Consider the following 22297-nt stretch of genomic DNA (forward strand, 5'->3'; position numbering starts at 1 on the left):
ATTTATTTGAGATTGTTTACTCCGACTACCGGCGGATGTTTTATTGATTTTTGGAATTTGACTTGACAGCCCGCGTGATGTGCCTTTTGCCTGCCGGTCCGGGCAGCCGCTCCACCGCAAAACCAGCTTCATGCAAATTTCTTTTTACCAATCCTTTGCTCGAATAGGTTACCAAAATTCCTCCGGGAGCAAGCGCATCATAGATTTTTTTAAAGATTATTACTTCCCAAAGTTCGGGTTGGACGTTGGGAGCAAAGGCATCGAAATAAACCAGATCGAAAGTGCCGGCTTCAAGACTGATTTGTTGGACTTGTTCCCGTTTTTTTATCAAAGTAAAATGCTCCGTAATTTTAGTAGCGTTATCTTCCGCTGCTGTCATCAGCAATTTATAAAAATCTTCGGTTTCCGCTTTCGCTAAAAGTTGCGAATAATTGAGCTGCTCAATCAAGAGCGGGTCGGGCGGAAAGGGCTCGATGGCGGTGTAGTGGATGGGGATATTGGTAGCATGAAGCAGCGTAAGCAGCGCATTGAGGCCGGTACCAAAGCCCACCTCAAGAATGCGGAGTTGCGATTTGCACGAAAGTGCAGCTTCCAGGCCGGCATTAATAAAAACATGCATCGACTCGGCCAGGGCGCCATTCGTAGAGTGATAATGTTCGTTAAGCTCCGGCACGAGTAAAGTGTGTGAGCCATCGGCAGTAAGTATAATTGTGGGCTGATTCATCGTACAAAGATAGAATTCATGACTGGAAAACAATCCGCAAATTCACGCGAATTGGGCTAATTCACGCGAAAAATAAAATCGTATTTCTTTGGCGTTTCTGTGTTAGCCGGTTGGCTGACGATAGAAAGTCGCGGTAGGGTCGATTATCAAATACTCTTTGTGTCCGTCGCGCCTTCATTGCGGTTAAAAATAATTAGCGCTAATTGGCTTAATTGGCGGAAATAAGCGGACGATCCTTATTTCACCACGTTGCCTTTTACCTGCAGCACTGTTCTGCCGCCACTGGCACTGGTTTGTACGGTGATGGTTTTCATAAAGGGGCCGTTGCCAGTGCCATCGTAGGTAACTTTGAGTTTGGTGGCGCGACCGGGTAGAATGGGTGCTTCGCTGTATTGAAGGTTGGTACAGCCGCACGCGGCCTGGGCGTAGGTGATTAGCAATGGCTCGTTTCCACTGTTGGTGAGCGTAAACTCCACTATGGTTTCTGATCTGAATTTTACGTCGCCCATATCGGCAATGGTGGTATCCCAGCTTGCATGCGCCCCTATGCTAAGCGCATCGTTGCCATCTTGTTTTTGAATTTTGGGCTGGTGGGCTTTTTGCCCAAAGGCTGCTCCGGCCGAAAGCAGCATCATCATAAAAATATAAATCGTTGTCCTCATTTGCGTCTTTCTATTTTCGTTGCAAAAATCAGCATTATTAGCTGATGATGGTGTTAATAACGTTCAAATTCTTTGTTAATGATGTGTTAACCGTGTTTGTTGTTCGTTGTTCGTTGTTTGTTGTTTGTTGTTCTTTGTTTCCCTCAACTGGAAGGCTGAGCTTGTCGAAGCCCGATCAGGGCAAGTCTTGTTCCCTTCGATTGCGGTGGCTGTGGTGGCTGAGCTTGTCGAAGCCCGCTCAATGCAGATGTTTTTCATTATTACCCTGGATCCTCCGCCATGCGCCATGCTCTCCGCGCCATGCGCCCTGCACCGAAAAAAGTGTTTTCTTTGTCAGATAAAGCAGCAGGCATCAGTACTATTATGAGAAGAAATCACATCCGGTTTATCGTTATTCTGGGCACCTTTGCCATCATTGGCATCTTCGTCATACAGATTTATTGGTTGCAAAAGGCCTGGAACATCAACGAAAAGGAGTTTACACAAACGGTTTTTATCGGTTTGCGCAATGTGGCCGTCAAGCTCAGCGACTACAACCAAACCGAGCTGCCCAACGAAAATCCGGTGAGCCGCCTGTCGAGCAACTATTTTGTGGTAAACACCAACAGCGTCATCGATGCCAACATTCTGGATTACTACCTCCGCACCGAGTTCGACAAGCTCAACATCAACACCGACTACGAGTATGGCATTTACGATTGCCACACCGATAAGATGGTATACGGCAACTATGTAACTGCCGGTGGCCACGACAAGCAGATAAAACTATCGACCACGCTGCCCAAATACAGCGAGTATGTCTATTATTTTGGTATAAACTTTCCTACCAAAGGTAACTACATCACAGGCGACATGAGCCTTTGGTTTGTCTTTTCGGGGATCCTGCTGGTGTCGGTGATTTTTTATGCCTGGGCTATTTTTATCATCCTCCGGCAAAAGCGTCTGTCAGAACTTCAGAAAGATTTCATCAACAACATGACGCACGAATTTAAAACGCCTATTTCGAGTATCAATATTTCGGCTGACGTCATTCTTTCACCCGACATTTTGCAGCAGCCCGAGCGGCTGCGCAATTACGGCGCTATCATTAAACAGGAAAATACGCGTCTCAACAATCAGGTGGAGAAGGTGCTACAGATAGCCCGCATCGAGCGCAATGGTTTTGGGCTGAAGCTGGAGCCGATGCAACTCAACGAGATTATAGAGCTGGTGGTGAATAATTGCAAAACCGGTAACGGCGCCAGCATTTTCATCGAAAAACATCTTGATGCCGGAATTCCCGAAATCACTGCCGACAGGCTGCATCTTACCAATATCATTCACAATCTGCTCGACAATGCCGTGAAGTATTCGCGCGGTTCGACGAATATCATTATCCGCACCCACAAAAGTGGCCAGCATATTATTTTTACCATTGCCGACAACGGCCCTGGCATCTCCAAAGAATACCAGAAAAAAGTGTTTCAGAAGTTTTATCGCATCCCTACCGGCGACGTGCACGACGTGAAAGGTTTTGGGCTGGGACTTTATTATGTAAAAAACATCTGTGAAGCACACCACTGGGACATTTCTCTGGAAAGCTCGTCAGACAAGGGAGCCGTTTTTATCATCCAAATACCTGCATCATCATGGATCAACAAATAAAAATACTTTATGTGGAGGACGACGTGACGCTTTCGTATGTTACGGGCGACAACCTGCAGCTGCACGGCTACAGCGTCGATTTTGCCGAAGATGGCATTGTTGGCTGGGAGCTATTTTGTGAAAACAAATACGACCTGTGTATTTTCGATGTGATGCTGCCACGTATGGATGGCTATGAGCTTGCCATGAAAGTGCGCCACATAAATCGAGAGATTCCCATCATCTTTCTAACGGCACGCTCCACGCGTGAAGACAAAATCCACGGCCTGCGCATCGGTGCCGACGACTACATCACCAAGCCTTTTTCCATCGAGGAGTTGGTGCTTAAGATAGAAGTTTTCTTGCGCCGCACAGGATTGCGCAAAGAAACTGAAGAGCTTGTTGGGAGCTGCACCATTGGAAGCTTTACCTTCGACATGTCCAACCACATGCTGATCCGCAACGATGATAAAAAACAGCTAACCCATCGCGAAGCCCAACTGCTGGCGGCTTTTTGCCGTTATCCTGATACGCTCATCAAACGCGGCGAACTGCTGCTGAAAATCTGGGGCGACGATCATTACTTTGCCAGCCGCAGCCTCGACGTTTTTATTTCGCGCTTGCGCAAATATCTCAAAGAGGATCCGGCACTCAAAATCGAAAATGTCCACAACGTGGGCTATCGCCTCGTCACCAACGAAAGCCACTCCTGACATCCGTTTGTTGGTATATATTTGCAGCCATGAAAAACATCCTTCTCATCGACACAGCCACGCCTTTTTGTTCGGTAGCGTTAAGCCGCGACGGCATCGTGGAGCATGTGCGGCAAACCAACGAAACCAATGCACATGCGCGCGTCATCACGGTTTTTATCGATGAGGTTCTTAAAGCTGGTAATCTTCAGCCTACCGATCTTTCGGCGGTGGCGGTAAGTATGGGCCCCGGCTCCTACACCGGCTTGCGTATCGGTGTGTCGGCGGCCAAAGGCTTGTGTTATGCGCTGGATTTGCCGCTTATCGCAATAAGCACTTTGCAGGCGATGGCCTGGGGAATGGCGCAGAAAGCACAGCAGGAAATCCGGTTGCCCGATGATACTATCTATTGCCCGATGATAGATGCACGACGAATGGAAGTTTACACGGCACAGTTCGATGCACGGCTGGAACAGTTTGGAGAGGTGCAGGCCGTGGTGATTGACGACGAAGGCTTGCAGCAATGGCCGGCTGAAAGCAGTTTGGTGTTTGCAGGCGATGGCATGGCCAAGGCCAAAACCATTTTGCAGCAGCTTCCGCAGGCAATTTTTATCGATGATTTTACACCATCGGCAAGCTACATGGTCGGGCTGGCGCAACGAAAATTTGAAAACAACGATTTTGAAGACCTGGCGTATTGCGAGCCATTTTATCTGAAAGAATTCAAAGCTGCACCGCCTCATGTAAAAGGATTGCGGTAAGGGGAGGCAGATGGTAGCCCGCAGTTGGCAGTGCCAATTGGGACGTAGAGACGCATGGCCGTGCGTCTGGAAATACAGACGAACAACGAACAACGATTAACAATTAAAAATTAACGAATAACGATTAACAATTCACGTTTACGAATTATTAAAACAAAAATGACAATAAAGGCGAAGGTTTGGAAGTATGGGTGGCAATTGCTGCTGATGGCCGTGGTGGTGGTTTTTGCCGGGCGCTGCGCCAATCCCGTGACGCCTGGTGGCGGTCCGCGTGACATAGAGCCGCCGATAGTTCTGAGCAGCGTTCCGGAAAACCAGGCTATCTTCTTTAATAAAAAATCTATTGTACTTCATTTTGATGAATTTGTAAAAATTAAAAACCCGGATCAGCAGGTGCTTATTTCGCCACCGCTCGAAACAAAACCGGAATACAGACTCCGCGGCAAGTCGCTGATTATTGATCTAAAGTCGGAGCTGGAGCCAAACACCACCTACTCTATTTTCTTTGGTAATGCCATCGTCGATCTGGCCGAAGAAAACCCGCTGGTCGATTACAGCTATGTTTTTTCCACCGGCGCCTACATCGACTCGATGGCCATCGCCGGCGAGGTGCTCATGGCCTTCAACCGGCAGCCTGTCGAAGGCGCTTTTGTGATGCTTTATCCGCCGCACATCGACACGGTTCCCGACGACTCGCTGCCCATGCTCGTCCGGCCGCTTTATGTTGCCAAAACCAATAAGCAAGGACAATTTCTGTTGACAAATCTGCGCAACGAGCCGTATCGGATTTTTGCTTTGAAAGACCTCAACAGCAACTACCTTTTCGACCAGCCGGACGAAGAGATTGCTTTTATCGATTCGTTGTTGAAACCCGAGGCGATGGAACACGCACACTTTGTTGAAAAGGCTTACGCCGATACGCTTGACGCGGATTCCGTTTTTGCCGAAAGGCATATTGCCGATACACTTATCGTGGAACCCATTGCCGGCGATACTTTGCTCACCGACAGCATCAGCACAAAGCACGACCATGCTTTTTATATCCTGGAAATGTTTAAACAGGTGGATTCGACGCTGCGCATAGCCTCGGTGGAGAGTTTTTATCCACCGCGGTTTCAGATCAATTTTACGGCGCCGGCTACAAGTCTGCATTTGCGTGTGCTTGATGGTACGGCTGAATCCGATTGGAACATTATGGAAACCAGCAGATACCACGACACCATTACGTGGTGGGTTACTGATACAGCCATCGACAGCTTGCGGCTGGAAGTTTCCAATCCGGATGAAGTACTCGATACGCTGCAGCTCGCTTTTGCACCACCCGAAAAAAAGCCTGCGCGGAGACCGAGGGGTGATGAGGAGCTGGAGCGACCCGAGCGGATTGCCATCTCTGCCAATATCAAAGGCCGGAAGCTCAACCTTGGGAAGCCACTGGTTTTGACAATTGACGCACCACTGGCTCGCTACAACTTTGACCGGTCATTGATGGTGGAAGGAGAGGATACTTTGGGGGCGGCGCCTTTTGTGGCTATCGATAGCATCCAGCGTAAATTTCAGTTCGAGCATCAGCTAAAAGAAGATACGCGCTATGAAATCATTTTCTCCGACTCAATCTTTTACAGCATCTATGGCCTTACCAATGACTCGCTGGGATTTGCTTTTAGCACCGGCAGCCTCCGCGAATATGGTAGCATCCTTCTGAATGTAAGTCTCGACAGCACCGCCAGGCCCTATATAATTCAGTTGTTGGACGCGAAAGAGCGCGTTCTTCGTGAGTTTTATCTTACCGAATCGCAACAGGTACAAATGGATTTTTTAAAACCGGATACCTATCTCATAAAAGCTATCGCCGACCGCCGGCCAAATCGTCGTTGGGACACCGGAGTTTACACCGATGGCCGGCAGCCCGAACGGGTGTATTATTTCCCTGATGAGCTAATAGTAAGAGCTAACTGGGATATCGAAAAGACATGGAAATTGCCGTGATGATTTCTTTGGGTGAAAGTGGGGGGTGTATTGTGGGAATTTTCCGTTTAGAAAGGAAGGTTTTTACAAACACAAATCTATCAGTCAGCCATTTTGTGCCAGACTATTCGTTGCAACGATTGATGCAATCGATCAACTCTGTGAGTGCGTGATTGCGCAGCGAATAGAATATTTTTTTGCCGCGTCGTCGTGAAACGAGCATATTCTTATTTTTTAAAACGTTGAGGTGGTGCGAGGCGGCTGCCTGTTCGATGTTAAGTTCGGTGTAAATTTCGGTAACGTTCAAAGGTTTTTGCTCCAGCAACTCGATGATGGCGATGCGCATGGGGTGGCCAATGGCTCTGAGGCGACTGGCGGCAGCTTCGAGTTTTTCGAGATCAATCTTCGTTTTTCTATCCATAGCGCTAATTTTAATCGCAGCAAATTTATAAAAATAAAGACTCCTGCTGCAGGGACTTGTTTTATTGATCAACAAACAAACTTGTAAATCCAAATTTGGTTCCGTCGAAAAGTCCGGCGTCGCTTAGCTTAAGCTTAGGAATTACCAGCAGCGCCATAAACGACAGTGCCATAAAGGGAGCTTCCAGTTGGGTGCCCAGTTGCCGGGTGAGGTGATTGATCTTTTCGTAGGCAGCTGCCGTTTTGTATCCATCATCTGCCGACATCAGTCCTGCTACCGGCAAAGGCAGCAGATGTTCCTGCTCACCATTCACCAAAACAATTCCGCCTTTGCTTTCGATGAGAAGATTGATGGCGCGTACTATTTCTGTGTCGGAGGTGCCTGCAGCGATGATGTTGTGGCTGTCGTGCGCTACGGTGCTGGCAATAGCGCCGCTTCGGAAACCCAGGTTGTGAATAAAAGCAATGGCCGGTTCTGCTTTTTGATAACGGTTGATCACCACCAGCTTCAGAATATCGCGGTCGAGATTGGCAACCACCTGACCCTTTTCGGTTTTCGGCACAACAATCATTTCTTCGGTGATTAGTTCGCCGGGGATCACTTTTATCACCCGCATTTTATCCCCCGACGCTTTTACTGCAAGCTGCTCCGGTGATATTTTTTTAGCAACAAAATGATTGGGTGTGCTTGCCTTCACGCTTTTGATTAACGTCTTCCCGTTTTCGGCTACCAACGTGCCGCGGATGTAGGTTTTTAAAACGGCGAAATCTTTAAGGTCTTTTACCACAATCAGGTCGGCATCGTCGCCGGGTCGGAGCAGCCCCACTTCCAGGCCGTAATGTTCGACAGGATTAAGAATGGCGCTGCGCAACACTTTCATAGCCGGGTGGCCGGTAGCAACGGCACGTTGCACCAACTGGTTGATGTGGCCTTTTACCAGATCGTCGGGATGCTTGTCGTCGGAGCAAAAGAGGACCTTGTCGGCATGGTCTTCGAGCAGCGGCACCAACGCCTCAAAGTTGCGCGCGGCACTGCCTTCTCGAATCTGTATCTTCATCCCATATTCTATCTTATCCAGCGCCTCTTCCATACCGAAACACTCGTGGTCGGTGGTGATGCCCGCCGCGATGTATTTGCGTGCATCGTCGCCTTTGAGGCCGGGAGCATGGCCATCCACAGGCTTGTTGTATGTGCGGGCTGCTGCCAGCTTGGCCATCACTTCGGCGTCGTTGTAGAGCACGCCCGGAAAGTTCATCATCTCCGAAAGGTAATAAATGTCGGGTCTGGCCAGCAGCGCATCTATTTGTTTTGCATCGATCACTGCTCCGGAGCTTTCAAAACCGGTAGCTGGCACACACGAAGGCGCCCCAAAGAAAAATTTGAAAGGCACCTGTTTGCCATTTTCTATCATGTAATCCAAACCGTCCATTCCCAGCACGTTGGCAATTTCGTGCGGATCACTAACCGTAGCCACCGTGCCATGCACAACAGCCAGCCGCGCAAACTCCGAAGGAATCAGCATACTGCTTTCGATGTGTACGTGCGCATCGATAAAACCCGGCAGGATGTAATGTTCCCCGGCAACATCGCCAGGTTCGATGGCTGCAATTTTCCCGTCGCGGATTACTACCGTTCCTTTAAAAATCTTTTCCCGGAGTAAATCCACAATATTTCCTGAAAGGCGTATTTCGTTATAATCGTGCATGATGGTTGGTTTTTTTTATAGAATTTTCAAGTACGAAATTTATTTTATAAATGCCCACACTACCCCTCAATCCCCTAAAGGGGAAGTCAGCCCACACACCCTCGATTGTGCGTTGGCAACTCCCCCTTTAGGGGGCCGGGGGGTGTGCGATGGATATACCTTAATCTGTAGGATTTTCATTTGATGTATTTTTTTTAAATCAACTACCTGAATAATTACAATTCATTTGTGATGTTTACTCCGACTACTAGTGGATGTTTTATGTCTTTTTGAGATTTGCATTTGCGGTTAGTTGCTCCGCTTGGTATGATAGGCCACTTTTTCGATCGACGTGATCATGTCGTACTCTTCGAGATAAACGTGGTTGGGCAGGTTGAGCGGCTTGGATGAGAAGTTGAGAATTCCTTTGATGCCGGCCTGCACAAGAAGCTCGGCGGTTTCGACAGCTTTATCCACCGGCACAGTGATAATGCCGATGCTGATAGTAAGCTCCGCCACTTTATGCTGCAACTCATCGATATGAAATACCGGGATGCCGGCATAAAGCTGGGTTGTCTTTTCGGGATTTACATCAAAGGCTGCTACAATTTTCAGCTTGGGGCGCTTGCCACCGAAATATTTCATGATGGCTTTGCCGAGATTCCCCAGACCCATGATACACACATGCTGGCCGTTTTCGGTGTCGATGATTTTGCCGATCAGGTCGATGAGTTCTCCCACATCGTAACCCTTGCGCAGCGTTCCGTTGTAGCCGATGAGCATAATGTCGCGGCGCACCTGCACAGGTGTGATGTGCAGCAGTTGCGCTATCTCGTGCGAAAAAATAAACAATTTGCCGCTGTTGAGCGTCACCATCAGGCTGCGCCGGTATTGGCTCAGACGCTCCACGGTTTTATCCGGTAAATACATGCTTTTTATTATTGCTGGTGCAATATTACAACTTTTGCGGTGAAAATGTTTACCGGAGGAGCATCGGCGGTAAACGAGCAGAGGAGAGTTTTATTTAGAACGGGTAAAATTAACGGTGGGCTGGCATTTTCTAAGGATATTCTTACTAAATTTGGCGCCTAAAAATCATGTCTTACGCAAATGGAGGTCAATACAAAAATATTTGCTAACGATACTCACCACAGTAACACGTTGGTTAGCTTGCGTTTTGAGAAGGATTACTGGTTCATCAGCGATGAGGAAAGGATGTTTGATAGCATTTTGAGTATGGGACGGGAGTTCCGGTGCCTTCTAAACTCTTCTCTTCCAAAAATTAAAATCCCATTTTTAATATCAACCAAGTGCGAAAACATGGATAATCAGTGGCAACTTAATTGATACGTTGTTCGTCCACATAGAGTTAAGCTAAGAATAAAACTTAAATACGAAATTAAACAATCTAAATATGAGTGAAATACAAATAACTGCTGAACTTCAGGCGCAATTTCTAAGACTTTACCAAATGGCAATGACTGATGATGATTTTAGTCCACTCGAATGGAAAATGCTTTATGAATTTGCAGAGGAAAGAAATATTTCCAGCGATGAACTTGACAAGGTTTTATTATCAACAACAGGGCACTTAGTAGTACCTGAATCCATTGATCAAAAACTTGAATATCTTTTTGACTTTGCCAGAATGATTTGGGCAGATGGTTCTGTTTCTGATGATGAAAGAGTCACCTTGAAAAAGTTTTGCCGAAAGTTCGGATTTTTGGAAGAAAATATTGTCGAGCTTTCAGATTACTTTATAGCATCGGTAAAGGAAGGAAAAACAAAGTATGATATCATTAAAGAACTTAACTCATAATTATGAATGCACTAAAAAGACTTATAACTTTAAAGCCTAAGGTGGTGGAGTCCCCATTCGAACAACCATCGATAACGAACATTGAATCAAAAACATATTTTGAAGATGGGACAAGAAAATGTATTGATGCATTAGGGTCACCAAGCATTCTAGAAAATTGTCTTGTAGAAGTATTTGAACGATTTAAAGAAGAAAGCAGGCTAGCTACACAAGAGCAAGATCGCCTCAAAAGCCCCTTCATTGAAGATCAGCAGCGTCAAAAAACAGAGCTTGCTAAAAGAAACTTGCTAAAAGAAATGAAAGAAAAGTCTATTGACGACCTTTCAAATCAAATAAAAAAAATAGATCAAGACATTACAGAAGTACCGGCCAATCCTAATAAATTTGGGGTTGATGCAGATAAAAAACCTAAAGCACAGTTTTATATTGGCTTACTGATTTTACTTCCAATAACACTCTACATTCTTGTTTTTTACATATCTGCTTCATATTCTGCGTTCTTTAAAGCCTTTGAAATAAACACAACAGTTTTTGCTGCTATTTTTGATGGACAGGCTATTTCAAAAGCATACAATGACCCTAATGGTGGACTTCTCGAAGTAGTATTCATATGTACAATACCTTTTGCCTTTATGGGTCTGGGTTATTTGATTCATATGTTCCGGAAATCAAAAGGGAAAACTTCAATGAAAATTACAAGTCTTTTTGTTGTTACTTTCATTTTTGATGCAATTCTTGCTTATCAAATCGAAAAAAAGATTTTCGATTTTGAAAAGTTACCGGGAGAGGTTTTTAATTTGGGTTTAGCATTTCAAAGTGTTGAGTTTTGGGGGATAATCTTTGCTGGTTTTGTGGTCTATGTAATATGGGGACTGGTTTTTGACTTTATTATGCATGAGTATGAAAACATCGACAAAATCAAAGTTTACATAAATTCCTTAAAGAGTCGAAAAGAAAACTTACTTACAGAAAAGGATGAAACCAAAAAACTCAAAGAATCGATAGAAACAGAAATCACTACTATTTTAGGAAAAATTGAAGAGCTGCAATTAAAAATAGATGGATTTGTTTTTGAAAAGAAAAGGTACTTGATTTATCATGCTCAATATCTAAACGGCTGGCTTTTAGCCATCAGCAGGGAAATCGCATTGCCAACAGAGCCAAAACAATTACTAATTCAAAAATGTAATGATGTCTCGAGAGAACACCTAAGAAATTATAATGTCTCAAATGAAAATAGAGAAAATGTTGTTTTTACATAAAATCGTATGGATATGAACTTAAGACACCTTTATTTTATTATAATAATCTTTGCAAGTCTTCTTTTTGAGGGGTGCAATGGTACTGATGGAAATGTCAAGTCAGAAAATAATTGTGGGGAAGTGAAAAAACTAACCGGAGAGCGGAAAAACTTAAATGTTAGTATCTTCTTGGATCTTTCGGACAGAATAAGCCCAACATTAAAGCCTGACGCGGCAATGGAACATTGGAAGAAGGATTTGGGGTACATTAAGTCAATTGCAGAATCATTTGAAACTCACTTAAGGAATAAGAAAGCGGTGCTGATAAATGATAACCTGAAATTATTTATGCATCCTTTACCTGAAAATATTGACAGCCTTGATAGCGTTTTAAAATTACTTAATAAGGAGTTTACTAAGGATAATGCAACTTTAGATAATATCTGCTCGATTAGTAACGATTACTATGATTACACTTCTTCATTTTATCAAAAAACATTAGAGCAAAAAGAACCTTCCGCTCAAAACGGAATAGACGATTACCCGGGTTCAGATATTTATGATTTCTTTAAATCGAAAGCTAAAGACTATTGTATTAAAGAAAATCATAGAAACATATTGTTTATTTTGACAGATGGCTATATGTATATGTCAGGAACGAATTTTAAAAATTCCTTTAATAAAAGTAACTATTTACTGTCGAGTCACTTGACTAGATGGGGTTTTAATTCAGATAATTACCAATCAAAAATTGAAAATGAAGGATATGGCTTCGATGTTCCAGTAACAGGATTAGATAACCTTGAAATTTTTGTTATAGGCTTTGTCCCCGAAAGAAGTTGGGAACTTGACGTTCTGAATTCTTATTGGTCAACGTGGCTAAAGAAAATGGGAGTTAAAAATTTCCAAGATGACAATTGGAATAGATACTTAAAACAAGCTGACCTTCCATCAGAAATTGACAATTTAATACAAGACTTTATGTATAATTAATTGAAGGTGATGAATACCGGAGGTTCAACAGCATGTATAGTGCATTTGTTTGTTAGTGGTAATTTAAAGGGCATTACATCTATTAAACTGTGATTTGGCTTGTCAGGTTTGTGTATGTTTTAAAATTAAAAACGAATCATCCCTGCAAAAACTCCTTGATATTCTTCTCGATGCGGGCGATTACCTGTGTGCTGTCGGCTTTGTGAAAGGGTTCGCCGGTGATGGATTCGTAAAGTTCGATGTAACGGTCGGAGACCATCTCCACAATGTCATCAGTCATTTCGGGAACCGGATGCCCGATTTGTCCATAAAAGTTATTTTCCATCAGCCACTCGCGCACAAATTCTTTGGAGAGTTGTTTTTGCGGCTTACCTTTTTGCTGGCGCTCTTCGTAGCCTTCGCTATAAAAGTAGCGCGACGAGTCGGGCGTATGAATTTCGTCGATGAGATAGATTGTGTCATCGCGTTTGCCAAACTCATATTTTGTATCCACCAGTATCAAACCTTTTTGCAGGGCCATCGCGGTGCCGCGCTCAAAAAGTGCTGCGGTATATTTTTCGAGCTGCTCGTAATCTTCTTTAGAAACCAATCCTTGTTTGATGATTTCTTCTTTCGAAATATCCTCATCGTGGCCTACGGTAGCTTTGGTAGTAGGTGTGATGATGGGCTGCGGGAAAGCCTGGTGCTCTTTCATGCCGTCGGGGATGGGGACGCCACAAATCTGGCGGGCGCGTTTGGAATAGCTGCGCCAGGAGCTGCCGGTGAGATAGCCGCGGATGATCATCTCGATAGGAAAAGGCTCGCAAAGTATGCCCACCGTAACCATCGGGTCGGGCACATCAATTTTCCAGTTGGGGGCGATGTCGGCAGTGGCATCCAGAAATTTGGCGGCAATCTGGTTGAGCACCTGCCCCTTGTAGGGAATGCCGCGCGGCAGCACCACATCAAACGCCGAGATGCGATCGGTGGCAACCATCACTAGATATTGGTCGCGGATATTATAAACGTCGCGGACTTTGCCTTTGTAGAGGCTTTTTTGTCCGTCAAAGCTGAAGTCGGTCTTTGTCACTGTGTTGTTCATCGCTGGGTGTTTTTGTGGTGTTATTATTTGCCGTTGGATTGCTGTAAGCTTTGATGATGCGTGTTACCAACTTGTGGCGGAGGATATCCTTTTCGTTGAGGAATATAAAGTCGATGCCGGGGATGTCGCGCAGAATACGCGTTGCCTGCACCAGCCCGGAGGATTGGTTACGTGGTAGGTCGATTTGGGTGATGTCGCCGGTTACCATAAATTTGGCCGAGCTTCCCATGCGTGTGAGGAACATCTTGAGCTGGTTTTCGGTAGCGTTTTGTGCTTCGTCGAGGATGGCAAAAGCATTGTCGAGGGTGCGGCCACGCATAAAAGCCAGCGGCGCAATTTCGATGGTTCCGTCTTCGAGGTAGCCCAGGAGTTTCGGTGGTGAGAGCATGTCGCGCAAAGCGTCGTAAAGCGGCTGCAGATACGGGTCGAGTTTGTCTTTGAGGTCGCCGGGCAGGAAACCAAGATTTTCGCCGGCTTCTACTGCGGGTCGGGTAAGGATGATGCGGCGCACCTCTTTGTTTTTCAGTGCCTGCACGGCCAGCGCTACGGCGGTGTAAGTTTTTCCGGTGCCGGCGGGGCCGATGGCAAAAAGCAGATCGTTTTGCCTGGCGCTCTCCACCATGCGTTGCTGGTTGGGCGTACGTGCCTTTATCACTTTGCCGTGCATGCCGTAAACCAGCACGTCGGTGTTGTCGAATGCAACCGTGGGAAGTTCTTCTCCATCGCTGCCAAGCAGGTCGCGGGTGTCGCGTTCGCTGATTTTGCCAAAGCGCTCGTAGTGCATCATCATCAGCTGAAACATCCGTTCAAAGTCATGGATTTCATTTTTGTTGCCCAGCACTTTTATTTCCATGCCGCGCGCTACAATTTTCAACTTTGGGAAATGGGATTTCAGGAGATTGAGGTTGGCATCGTTAACGCCAAAGATTTCTAAAGGGTTGTAGGTTTCAATGGAAATGGTTTTTTCTGTCATTCAGTAGTAAAAGTATGTTGTTTTAATAATCGATAAACTCCAGATTTTAATGCCCAAAAGTATCAAAATATCCTGCTCCTCGGCAAGAAATACTAATTTTGACACCGAAACGAAAAACAGAAAAGTAGCAAAGCACGATGCCAATAATTACTCTTTTGAGCGATTGGGGTTCCCGCGATCATTATCAAGCCATGGTCAAGTCGAAGATCATTGGGCGCATGCCGGGTGCTGTCATCGTGGATATTTCTCACAGCATTCCGCCATTTAATCTCAACAGCGCCTCTTTTGTTCTCCGCAATACTTTTGCAGGATTTCCGCCCGGCACCTTTCATCTTATCGACATCATGGCCGACGCAACCATCGAGATGCCGCACGTGGTGGTGCTTTATGACGGGCATTATTTTATCGGCAGCGACAACGGTATTTTTTCGCTGGTGTTCGATCATGCACCCGAACGGATTGTAGAAATCGACATGATTCAGGATACCGACACTTACACTTTTGCTACTTACGACATCTTCATCAAAGTGGTGCAGCATATTTCCGAAGGTGGCACTTTGGAGGAGATTGGCCCCGATCGTCAGGCACTCACTGAGCGTATTCCTTTTCGGCCGGTTACCACGCCCGATCTTATCAAAGGCCACGTGATTTATATCGATCATTACGAAAATGTGATCACCAACATTACGCGCCCGCTCTATCTGGAGGTAGGCCGTAAACGGGATTTCGTGCTAACGTTTGGCGCTGAGCGTTACAGCGTTAAGACCATAAGTCAATCCTACAAAGACGTTGGCGCGGGTGAGATTCTTGCTTTTTTTAATGCTACCGGCCATCTCGAAATAGCCGTGAGCATGGCCAATGCCGCCGGCCTGCTGGGCATTCGTCACAACGACTCGGTAAGGATGGAGTTTAAGTAGAGGCTGTCCGCGGTTCCGTGCTTCTGCGGTGAAAAGATAAAACCGGAGAGATGTAAAGGCGCGGAGGAAAACAAAAACATCTCTGTGTCTCTCTGCCTTTGCGGTAAATTAAAAAAAGAAAACCGACGAGGCGCGGGGTAATCCGATAAAAAAAGATTTCTAAAGTGCGCTATCCGAAAGGATATTCCCATTTTCGTTGATAAGCATCACGAAGCGGTCGAGGCGGCTGTTGCGGTAGATGATCTCGTAGGTTACTTCGGTTTTTTCCACTCTTATCACATTCATCAGCTCGGCTCCGGGAGCCAACGCTACTTTTACCACATCAGGTGCTTCGGCTGCCGGTAGGTTGCGGCGGAGTTCGAGCAGCTGGCCATTTGCGTCAAGCATGGTAATCATTTCGCATTGGTTGAGATGAAACACTGCTTCAAAGCCTTGCGCATTTGGGTGCCATTCTACGTTTACTGCTTCCGGGAAAAGGGTGTCAAAGGCGGCGGCCACAAATTGCGGAGGGGTTATTTTACCGGCACAGGCCATATTGTTGCGTATGGAAAGCATGGTTATTAATTTTCTCTTTTTGACGGGAATAGCTTCAAAAGTCACTCTTGCGAAGTGTCTTTATTTTTTTCCTGATACAAAAAGAGCAAACGTGCGCGGGCACGTTTGAGGCGCATTTTGGCAGCGCTTTCGCTTATGCGCAGGGCGATGCTGATGTCGCGGATGGAGATGTTGTCGATGTATTTCATCATCAGCAGGGCTTTTTCTTCCGGGTGTATTTCGTCGAGTAGCCGTGTGAACAACTCATCATCAAAACGTTCGATATCTTCGTTTTCTTCGTCGATAATTTCTGATAAATCCTGCTGGCTGTTCCATTCGGGATAATGCAGTTGTTTTTGCTTACGCAAAAAGTCGATACAATAATTATAGGTGATGGAGTAGAGCCACGACGAAAAGGCAGCTTCGCCGCGGAATCCCGGCAGCCGCTCGTAGGCGCGGATAAAAATAACCTGCACAGCCTCCTGCGACAGCTCACTGTTTTTGAGCAGACTGTAGCTTTTGTCGGCTACCTTTTTGTGATAACGAGCATACAGTATGCCGAAAAGAGCGGTTTGGTGTTCTTCGGTAATCTGACGCACCAATTCTTCATCTTTCACTGTGCTGTATTTGGCCACATTTGCCATGTCTGAGACGCTTGTATTGAAATTTGGTGTAAAGTAAGTGATTTTGTGTTAAACCGGCACTTTCTTTTTTGTTGGATTGTCGGAAGAAGTTGTCGGGTTGTTAAGCTCAGAAGTGCAGCACACCTTAATATTTTTTTGGTGAATAATGAAAAACCTTGTTCTAAATCTTTTAGCCCTGGTAGAAACGAAGTCCCAACGTTCGGCTTAGGCCTAACCTGCTTTTTCTGATCATTGGAACAGGCTGAGCCTATAAAAATAGACCGAACGAGGCACAGCCTCGTCCAAACCCGGGCCTATCAATTTTAAAATTATTAAAACCCATGACCGGCAGCGGGTGCAGCTATTGCTAAAGAATTATTTTTCATTTTGTGTTACTTTTTTGATGACCTCCGTCTAAATATCAAATTTAGATCGACCTGCAGTAAAAAATCAGGCCGGGACAAAAAATCAGAAATAATAAATTAACTTTTTTACAAACTTTATTGGAGATTAAAAATGAAAAACAAATTGTTTTCGTTGGCTATTGTAGCCATGTTAGTATTGGTAGCCGGATGTGCCAAAGTTCCGCAAGCCGAAATCGATAGCACCCAGGCCTCGTTGCAAGAAGCACAAATGGCTGGAGCAGAGATTTATCAGCCTGCACAAATGGCTGCGCTGCAGGATTCATTCAACAAAGTGATGGAAGAGATTGAAGCTGAGAAGTCGAAATTCTTTTCGAGCTATGGAGATGTAAAAGACAAACTGGCTAACATTTCACAAAATGCTGTTCAGTTGCAGCAAAGTAGTATCGAGCGCAAAGAGATGATAATTCAGGAAATTCAGGCTTCGCTTGATGAAATCGCTATGCTGCTGGCCGAAAATAACGCTTTGATCGCGAAAGCGCCCAAAGGCAAAGAAGGCGTAGCTGCTCTTGAGATGATCAAAACCGACCAGAACTTTATCGAAACCAGTGTTGCCGAGACCAACTTGCTGCTCGAAGCCGGCGATCTGATCGCCGCTCAGGGCAAAGCCAATGCTGCCAAAGAAAAAGCTTTGGCCATCAACACCGAGCTGAAAACCGTGATGGAAAAAGCTGCCAGAAAAGGCATGCGCTAATCTTCGGGTAGAATCGAATAAGATTTTATTAAGAAACAGAGGCTGTCCGTAATTTGCTCGGGCAGCCTCTTATTTACGTTACCCATGTTAACGAGAAAACCCTGCTTCAAAACCATTCTTATCCTGGCAATCGTATTGCTTGCTCTGGCTGGTGCTGCCTGGTGGATTATCGCCAACAGGCCTCAGCCGCCGATAGCCGAAATAGCAATGGCGCGCGGGCGGCTTTCGCTTGCACGCGCTGCCAATGCCAACATTTATATGCCTGTCGATTTTAAGGAGGCTTCGGCATTGTACGATTCGGCCAACGGTGCATGGAAAGCTGAAAACGAGCGGTTTTTTCTCAGTCGCAGTTACGATCGTACACGGAATTTTGCCCGGCTTTCAACACAAAAATCAGAGCAGATTGCGAAAAAGGCAGCCAGCTATTCCTATGATCTGAAGACAACGCTTAAAAAACGTATCACAGCCCTTAGAAACAAAACTGTTAATTTCGACAGCTATTTTTCCGAATTGCCAATCGACAAAGAGGTGCGGCATAGCTTTCAATCGGCGGTGATGAGCCTCACCGAAGCCGAAACAGCTTACAAAGCTGCCAATTATTTGTTGTGTCACGAAAAAACCAAACTTGCCGCCGACGACATCGACTTTATCTATACCCAGACCCGCAACACACTGGAAGACTATTTTGAAAATTTTAGTGTTTGGGTCGAACGAAACAACGAGGCCTTGCGGCAGTCGAAGTCCTCGGGCGATTATGTGCTTGTGGTGAGTAAGTTTCAAAAGAAATGTTTTGTGTATCATCGCGGCGAACAGGTGAACGAACTGGATATTGAGCTGGGGAAAAACTGGATTGGCGACAAACGACACCTCGGCGACAAGGCTACTCCAGAAGGAAAGTATAAAGTGACAAAAAAGAAATCGGGCAAGCAGACCAAGTATTACAAGGCTTTGTTGATCGACTTTCCTAACAACGAAGACCGCAAACGCTTTGATGCTGAAAAGAAAAATGGTACGTTGCCACGGAGTGCCGACATAGGCGGGTTGATTGAAATACATGGCGGCGGTGGACGCGGCACCGACTGGACCGATGGCTGCATAGCGCTAACGAACGAAAATATGGATTGGCTCTTTGCACGCACCAAAGAAGGTACTTCGATTTACATCATCGGCTCGCTGGTGCCACTCGAAAAGCTTGTTGCATGGTAATGGATAAGAACTCAAAACTATGGATGACAAAACTGAATTGATTGGAAGCAGTCGGGAGCTATGGCTGATAACCGCATCGCGCAACTTTTTCGCGAGGGTGCATCGGCTGTTCCATCCTCTCCCTTTGTTGGCCTGGCTATCGATGTGGCTGTTGACGTCTGTTTTGGTTTTGCTGCTGTTTTTTCTGTTTGCATTGCCATGGCTTCAAAATCTTCAGCCTTTTTTCTATGCGCCGCAGGCAAAGATAGAATCTGTGTCAGGCGATGCCGAACAATCGGGTGCCATGATGGCGATGATCGAAAAAGATATTGCCAGACAGCAAAAGGTGCTGGCAACAAAAATGCCCCGCACCAACTTTCTGGTCATCAACACCCGCGAGAACAAATTTACGCTTCGCTCCGGCGATGATGCTTTGCGTTCCGGTTTTTGCTCCACCGGGAGTTACACATTGCTGGTAAAATCGGATAAAGAAAAGTGGGCTTTCCAGACGCCGCGTGGCGTGCTGACGGTGCGTAGCAAGACCTCTTCGCCGGTTTGGAAAAAACCCGACTGGGCTTTTGTGGAAGAAGGCCTGCCTGTCCCCTCTGCCAATCATCCTTCGCGCTACGACTATTCCACCCTGGGCGACTATGCGCTCTATCTTGGCGACGGATACCTGATTCATGGTACGCTTTATCAACGATTGCTCGGGTTGCCCGTTACGCATGGCTGCATCCGTCTGGGCGACGATGATCTGGAAGCCATCTATAAAGCCATGCCGACTGGGGCCAAAGTTTTTATTTATTAATAATTAGATTTTTCTATAATTCCCGATGTCAAAACAAGATGCACCACGCGATTACCGGCGACTGAAAAGGTCGATAGCTTACCTGCTTGCAGCAGCCGTTGCCGTAGTAATTTTGTATGCTTCCACAATGGCTTTTATGGCAGTGCGTGAAACCTCGCGGCGACTAACCGAAGAGTTTAACGCCGACGTGGTACAGCCTGAATATTTGCAAACGCACAACGATACGGCTTACTGGCAGCGGCTTGCCTACAATGCATTGCTCAGATCGCGCGCCTCGATGATGGCTGCCGATTCGGCCAGCCTCACCATCGATCTGGTGCAGAAAACCATAGCGCTTGAGCTGCATGGAGTGGTCGTTCACAAAGCTGATATTGGCAAAAGTGAAACCAGTCGCCTCTTTTCACAAACAGACCCCGTGTATTGGATCAGAATGTTTTCGGAACCCCACGTCTCCGACAGCAGCGTGTCGTCGGTAAGTAAACAGACCTTTCTAATAAAAAATGCTCCACGCGACACCACCGAAAATAATGCCCTTGCGCTGGCACTGCCTGACACATCGATGAATCAACCAATATTTTTTACACTTTATCTTACCAACGGAATAGCTATCAACGTTTACCAACAGGAAAAAGCTTCCGGTTTTGCCCTGCAGAAATATGACTTTGCCCGTCGTAATGCTGTGTTAAGTAATTTTATCCGCAGCATCAGCCGGCTGGAAGTACCGGATTATACGCCTGCCATCGACATCTACATCCCGGCACGCGACGCACGCACCCTCTACAAAGCGCTTCCTTTGGAGCCTTTCATTACGCTGAGATTGGTGTAGCAGGTTTCGACTTAATTTGGCTCCGCTCACCAGCCGACGCTCAACCAGCGGGGCAACCAGCGGGGCAACCAGCGGGGCAACCAGCGGCGAAACTGCCGGGTGGCGTTGTGAAAATTTTATTATTTGTTTCATGGAAAAGAAGGGACTCTTTAAATTTCTCAATTCTGCCCTCAACATTTTCTATAATGTCACTCCTTCGGAGTTTGTTTTTTGTTGTTGATCCTGTTGCTATAATCCTGTCACTCCTTCGGGGTTGGCTTTGTGAGAGATTCCTGTAATACAAATAGGAAAACCGATGTCGTCCCGTTAGTGCTTTGTCGGAAAACACCCCGCCTTCTAAGGGCTGTGATATTTGAAATGTGTACTGAAAGACTGAGGACTGAAGCCTGGATTGTGAACTGAAGCCTGAGAAATAAAAACTCTGGGCTGAAGACTGCCTCATGTTTCCCTGCCGCCTGAAGCCTGCCGACTTTCTCCCTTACCTGACAAAAAAATTGGAAAGGAGGCTGCTTTTTAAATTCATTTAACTATTTTTGCAGCTATTAAAAATTCTAAAATTAAAATTCTTAATCATGAAAAAATCATTACTTTTTATTGCAATGTTCTTTGTAGCTGTGTTTGTTACAGCCCAAACTGACCTTTTCTTTTCAGAATATGTGGAGGGCAGCGGAAATAACAAAGCTGTCGAAATCTACAATCCAACCAACCAGGCCATCGACCTGACCAACTATTGGGTAGTTCGTTACAGTAATGGGGAAACCACATTTACAAGCGGAGGCATTACGCAACTTACCGGTACGCTGGAGCCTTACAAAACTTTTGTACTTGTAAACGGGCAAACCACCAGCACGCCTACATCACCTGCTTGTGATCCCATATTGCAGGCTATGGCCGATCAGCTGGACCATGATTATCCTGCACCTACCTACATGAATGGCAACGATGCCATCGCTTTATTAAAAACTCCAAATGGCGAACCCCCACTGGAAAATGGAACCAATGTTAAATCTGTGGATCTGATCGGACAGGTTGGTCTGGGAGCCGCAATCTCCGCCGAAACCGGATGGTCATACGTGAAGGATTCTACGATTACTTATAGTAATTCGGCTGGTGAGCCGGTTACCGGTAAGGTGATTAATTACATCGTACAAAAGAGGGCTACCAATGGTTCTGATTTTGGTCCCTTTTGGATGTCGTGGACTTCTGACCACTCACTGATTCGTAAACCTGAAGTTGTTGAGGGAGTTATTAAAAATCCAGAACCTTTCAAGGTTAGTCAGGAATGGGATACCGTGCCAGGACAAATAGATCCTATAACCGGCCACATTGTTTATAAAGATATCTGGGATAATCTGGGGTAGCATTATTGTGTTGCTGATCCTTCGGCAATTGATGAGCTTGGTTTAGATGGAACTTTAAATATTTACCCCAACCCCGTAATAGCTGATCATTTTACCCTTTCGTCGAACAAAATGATGAAATCCGTTCAGATTTTTGATCTGTTGGGAAAACAGGTTTCAGAGCAAACATTTGCCAATCCGCTCAGTGAAGCCGAAGTGGTGTTAGAGACAAGTTATCACGGGCTTTATCTGGTGAAAATTAACTTCCTGAATGGTGCAACCACCACACAAAAGATTCTCGTAAAATAG

23 protein-coding genes are annotated in these 22297 nt (G+C 45.8%); 14 read left to right on the plus strand and 9 right to left on the minus strand.

Annotated elements, in window-relative coordinates; translation table 11 throughout:
- Positions 1-40: 40 nt before the first annotated feature.
- Together mnmD and VFC92_10300 are read right to left on the minus strand one after the other, a co-directional pair.
- Positions 41-724, minus strand: coding sequence for a tRNA (5-methylaminomethyl-2-thiouridine)(34)-methyltransferase MnmD (mnmD, locus tag VFC92_10295; protein HZK08576.1), 684 nt, complete (start codon positions 722-724; stop codon positions 41-43).
- 236 nt (positions 725-960) lie between these two features.
- Entirely contained in the window at positions 961-1386 is a 426-nt protein-coding gene (locus VFC92_10300) for a DUF1573 domain-containing protein (GenBank protein HZK08577.1), read from the minus strand.
- A 330-nt stretch (positions 1387-1716) separates the two neighbouring features.
- Here VFC92_10300 and VFC92_10305 point away from each other — a divergent pair, with 330 nt between their 5' ends.
- The 4 genes from VFC92_10305 (at position 1717) to VFC92_10320 (ending at position 6448) form a co-directional block, all read left to right on the plus strand.
- Positions 1717-3030, plus strand: coding sequence for a HAMP domain-containing sensor histidine kinase (locus VFC92_10305; GenBank protein ID HZK08578.1), 1314 nt, complete (start codon positions 1717-1719; stop codon positions 3028-3030).
- Positions 3015-3722 carry a response regulator transcription factor gene (locus VFC92_10310; protein HZK08579.1) on the plus strand — a complete coding sequence of 236 codons (708 nt, stop codon included), beginning with the start codon at positions 3015-3017 and terminating at the stop codon, positions 3720-3722. The genes VFC92_10305 and VFC92_10310 overlap by 16 nt, the downstream gene beginning before the upstream one ends.
- A gap of 29 nt (positions 3723-3751) precedes the next feature.
- Positions 3752-4462, plus strand: coding sequence for a tRNA (adenosine(37)-N6)-threonylcarbamoyltransferase complex dimerization subunit type 1 TsaB (tsaB, locus tag VFC92_10315; GenBank protein HZK08580.1), 711 nt, complete (start codon positions 3752-3754; stop codon positions 4460-4462).
- A gap of 159 nt (positions 4463-4621) precedes the next feature.
- Entirely contained in the window at positions 4622-6448 is a 1827-nt protein-coding gene (locus VFC92_10320; protein ID HZK08581.1) for an Ig-like domain-containing protein, read from the plus strand.
- A gap of 103 nt (positions 6449-6551) precedes the next feature.
- Here the strand turns inward: VFC92_10320 and VFC92_10325 are convergent, their stop codons facing one another.
- From VFC92_10325 to VFC92_10335, 3 genes are all read right to left on the minus strand, one after another.
- Positions 6552-6848: a metalloregulator ArsR/SmtB family transcription factor gene (locus VFC92_10325; protein ID HZK08582.1), complete on the minus strand. Its 297-nt coding sequence runs from the start codon at positions 6846-6848 to the stop codon at positions 6552-6554.
- A 61-nt stretch (positions 6849-6909) separates the two neighbouring features.
- A complete protein-coding gene (gene ade, locus VFC92_10330; protein HZK08583.1) occupies positions 6910-8553 on the minus strand; it encodes an adenine deaminase in 1644 nt (547 codons plus the stop codon).
- Positions 8554-8841: 288 nt separating this feature from the next.
- Positions 8842-9462, minus strand: a complete 621-nt coding sequence (locus VFC92_10335) for a redox-sensing transcriptional repressor Rex (GenBank protein HZK08584.1) — start codon at positions 9460-9462, stop codon at positions 8842-8844.
- 484 nt (positions 9463-9946) lie between these two features.
- Here VFC92_10335 and VFC92_10340 point away from each other — a divergent pair, with 484 nt between their 5' ends.
- From VFC92_10340 to VFC92_10350, 3 genes are read left to right on the plus strand one after another with little or no spacing between them, the layout of a single operon-like run.
- On the plus strand, positions 9947-10351 hold the full coding sequence (locus VFC92_10340) for a hypothetical protein (GenBank protein HZK08585.1): 405 nt from the start codon (positions 9947-9949) through the stop codon (positions 10349-10351).
- A gap of 2 nt (positions 10352-10353) precedes the next feature.
- A complete protein-coding gene (locus VFC92_10345; protein HZK08586.1) occupies positions 10354-11613 on the plus strand; it encodes a hypothetical protein in 1260 nt (419 codons plus the stop codon).
- A 12-nt stretch (positions 11614-11625) separates the two neighbouring features.
- Complete coding sequence (locus tag VFC92_10350) at positions 11626-12585, plus strand: hypothetical protein (protein ID HZK08587.1); 960 nt, start codon at positions 11626-11628, stop codon at positions 12583-12585.
- 136 nt (positions 12586-12721) lie between these two features.
- Here VFC92_10350 and VFC92_10355 read toward each other — a convergent pair whose 3' ends face one another.
- Both VFC92_10355 and VFC92_10360 read right to left on the minus strand, forming a co-directional pair.
- A complete protein-coding gene (locus VFC92_10355; protein HZK08588.1) occupies positions 12722-13666 on the minus strand; it encodes a phosphoribosylaminoimidazolesuccinocarboxamide synthase in 945 nt (314 codons plus the stop codon).
- A complete protein-coding gene (locus VFC92_10360) occupies positions 13629-14639 on the minus strand; it encodes a PhoH family protein (protein ID HZK08589.1) in 1011 nt (336 codons plus the stop codon). The genes VFC92_10355 and VFC92_10360 overlap by 38 nt, the downstream gene beginning before the upstream one ends.
- A gap of 137 nt (positions 14640-14776) precedes the next feature.
- Between VFC92_10360 and VFC92_10365 the strand changes: the two genes are divergently transcribed.
- Positions 14777-15556 carry an SAM-dependent chlorinase/fluorinase gene (locus tag VFC92_10365; GenBank protein HZK08590.1) on the plus strand — a complete coding sequence of 260 codons (780 nt, stop codon included), beginning with the start codon at positions 14777-14779 and terminating at the stop codon, positions 15554-15556.
- Between the two features lie 159 nt (positions 15557-15715).
- On the opposite strand, the gene VFC92_10370 is transcribed toward VFC92_10365, so the two are convergent.
- Together VFC92_10370 and VFC92_10375 are read right to left on the minus strand one after the other, a co-directional pair.
- Complete coding sequence (locus VFC92_10370; GenBank protein ID HZK08591.1) at positions 15716-16111, minus strand: hypothetical protein; 396 nt, start codon at positions 16109-16111, stop codon at positions 15716-15718.
- 41 nt (positions 16112-16152) lie between these two features.
- On the minus strand, positions 16153-16734 hold the full coding sequence (locus VFC92_10375; protein ID HZK08592.1) for an RNA polymerase sigma factor: 582 nt from the start codon (positions 16732-16734) through the stop codon (positions 16153-16155).
- A 495-nt stretch (positions 16735-17229) separates the two neighbouring features.
- On the opposite strand from VFC92_10375, the gene VFC92_10380 reads away from it, so the two are divergent.
- The 6 genes from VFC92_10380 to VFC92_10405 all read left to right on the plus strand — a co-directional run bounded on the left by VFC92_10380 (position 17230) and on the right by VFC92_10405 (position 22297).
- Positions 17230-17829: a hypothetical protein gene (locus VFC92_10380; GenBank protein ID HZK08593.1), complete on the plus strand. Its 600-nt coding sequence runs from the start codon at positions 17230-17232 to the stop codon at positions 17827-17829.
- Positions 17830-17913: 84 nt separating this feature from the next.
- Positions 17914-19035: a L,D-transpeptidase gene (locus tag VFC92_10385; GenBank protein ID HZK08594.1), complete on the plus strand. Its 1122-nt coding sequence runs from the start codon at positions 17914-17916 to the stop codon at positions 19033-19035.
- Positions 19036-19054: 19 nt separating this feature from the next.
- A complete protein-coding gene (locus tag VFC92_10390) occupies positions 19055-19822 on the plus strand; it encodes a L,D-transpeptidase (protein ID HZK08595.1) in 768 nt (255 codons plus the stop codon).
- A 25-nt stretch (positions 19823-19847) separates the two neighbouring features.
- Positions 19848-20648, plus strand: coding sequence for a hypothetical protein (locus VFC92_10395; protein HZK08596.1), 801 nt, complete (start codon positions 19848-19850; stop codon positions 20646-20648).
- A gap of 572 nt (positions 20649-21220) precedes the next feature.
- Positions 21221-22009 (plus strand): lamin tail domain-containing protein, encoded by a 789-nt coding sequence (locus VFC92_10400; GenBank protein ID HZK08597.1) that lies wholly within the window; start codon positions 21221-21223, stop codon positions 22007-22009.
- 60 nt (positions 22010-22069) lie between these two features.
- Positions 22070-22297, plus strand: a complete 228-nt coding sequence (locus tag VFC92_10405) for a T9SS type A sorting domain-containing protein (protein ID HZK08598.1) — start codon at positions 22070-22072, stop codon at positions 22295-22297.

This window comes from Bacteroidales bacterium (genome assembly GCA_035647615.1).
In the GTDB taxonomy this organism is placed as follows: domain Bacteria; phylum Bacteroidota; class Bacteroidia; order Bacteroidales; family 4484-276; genus SABY01.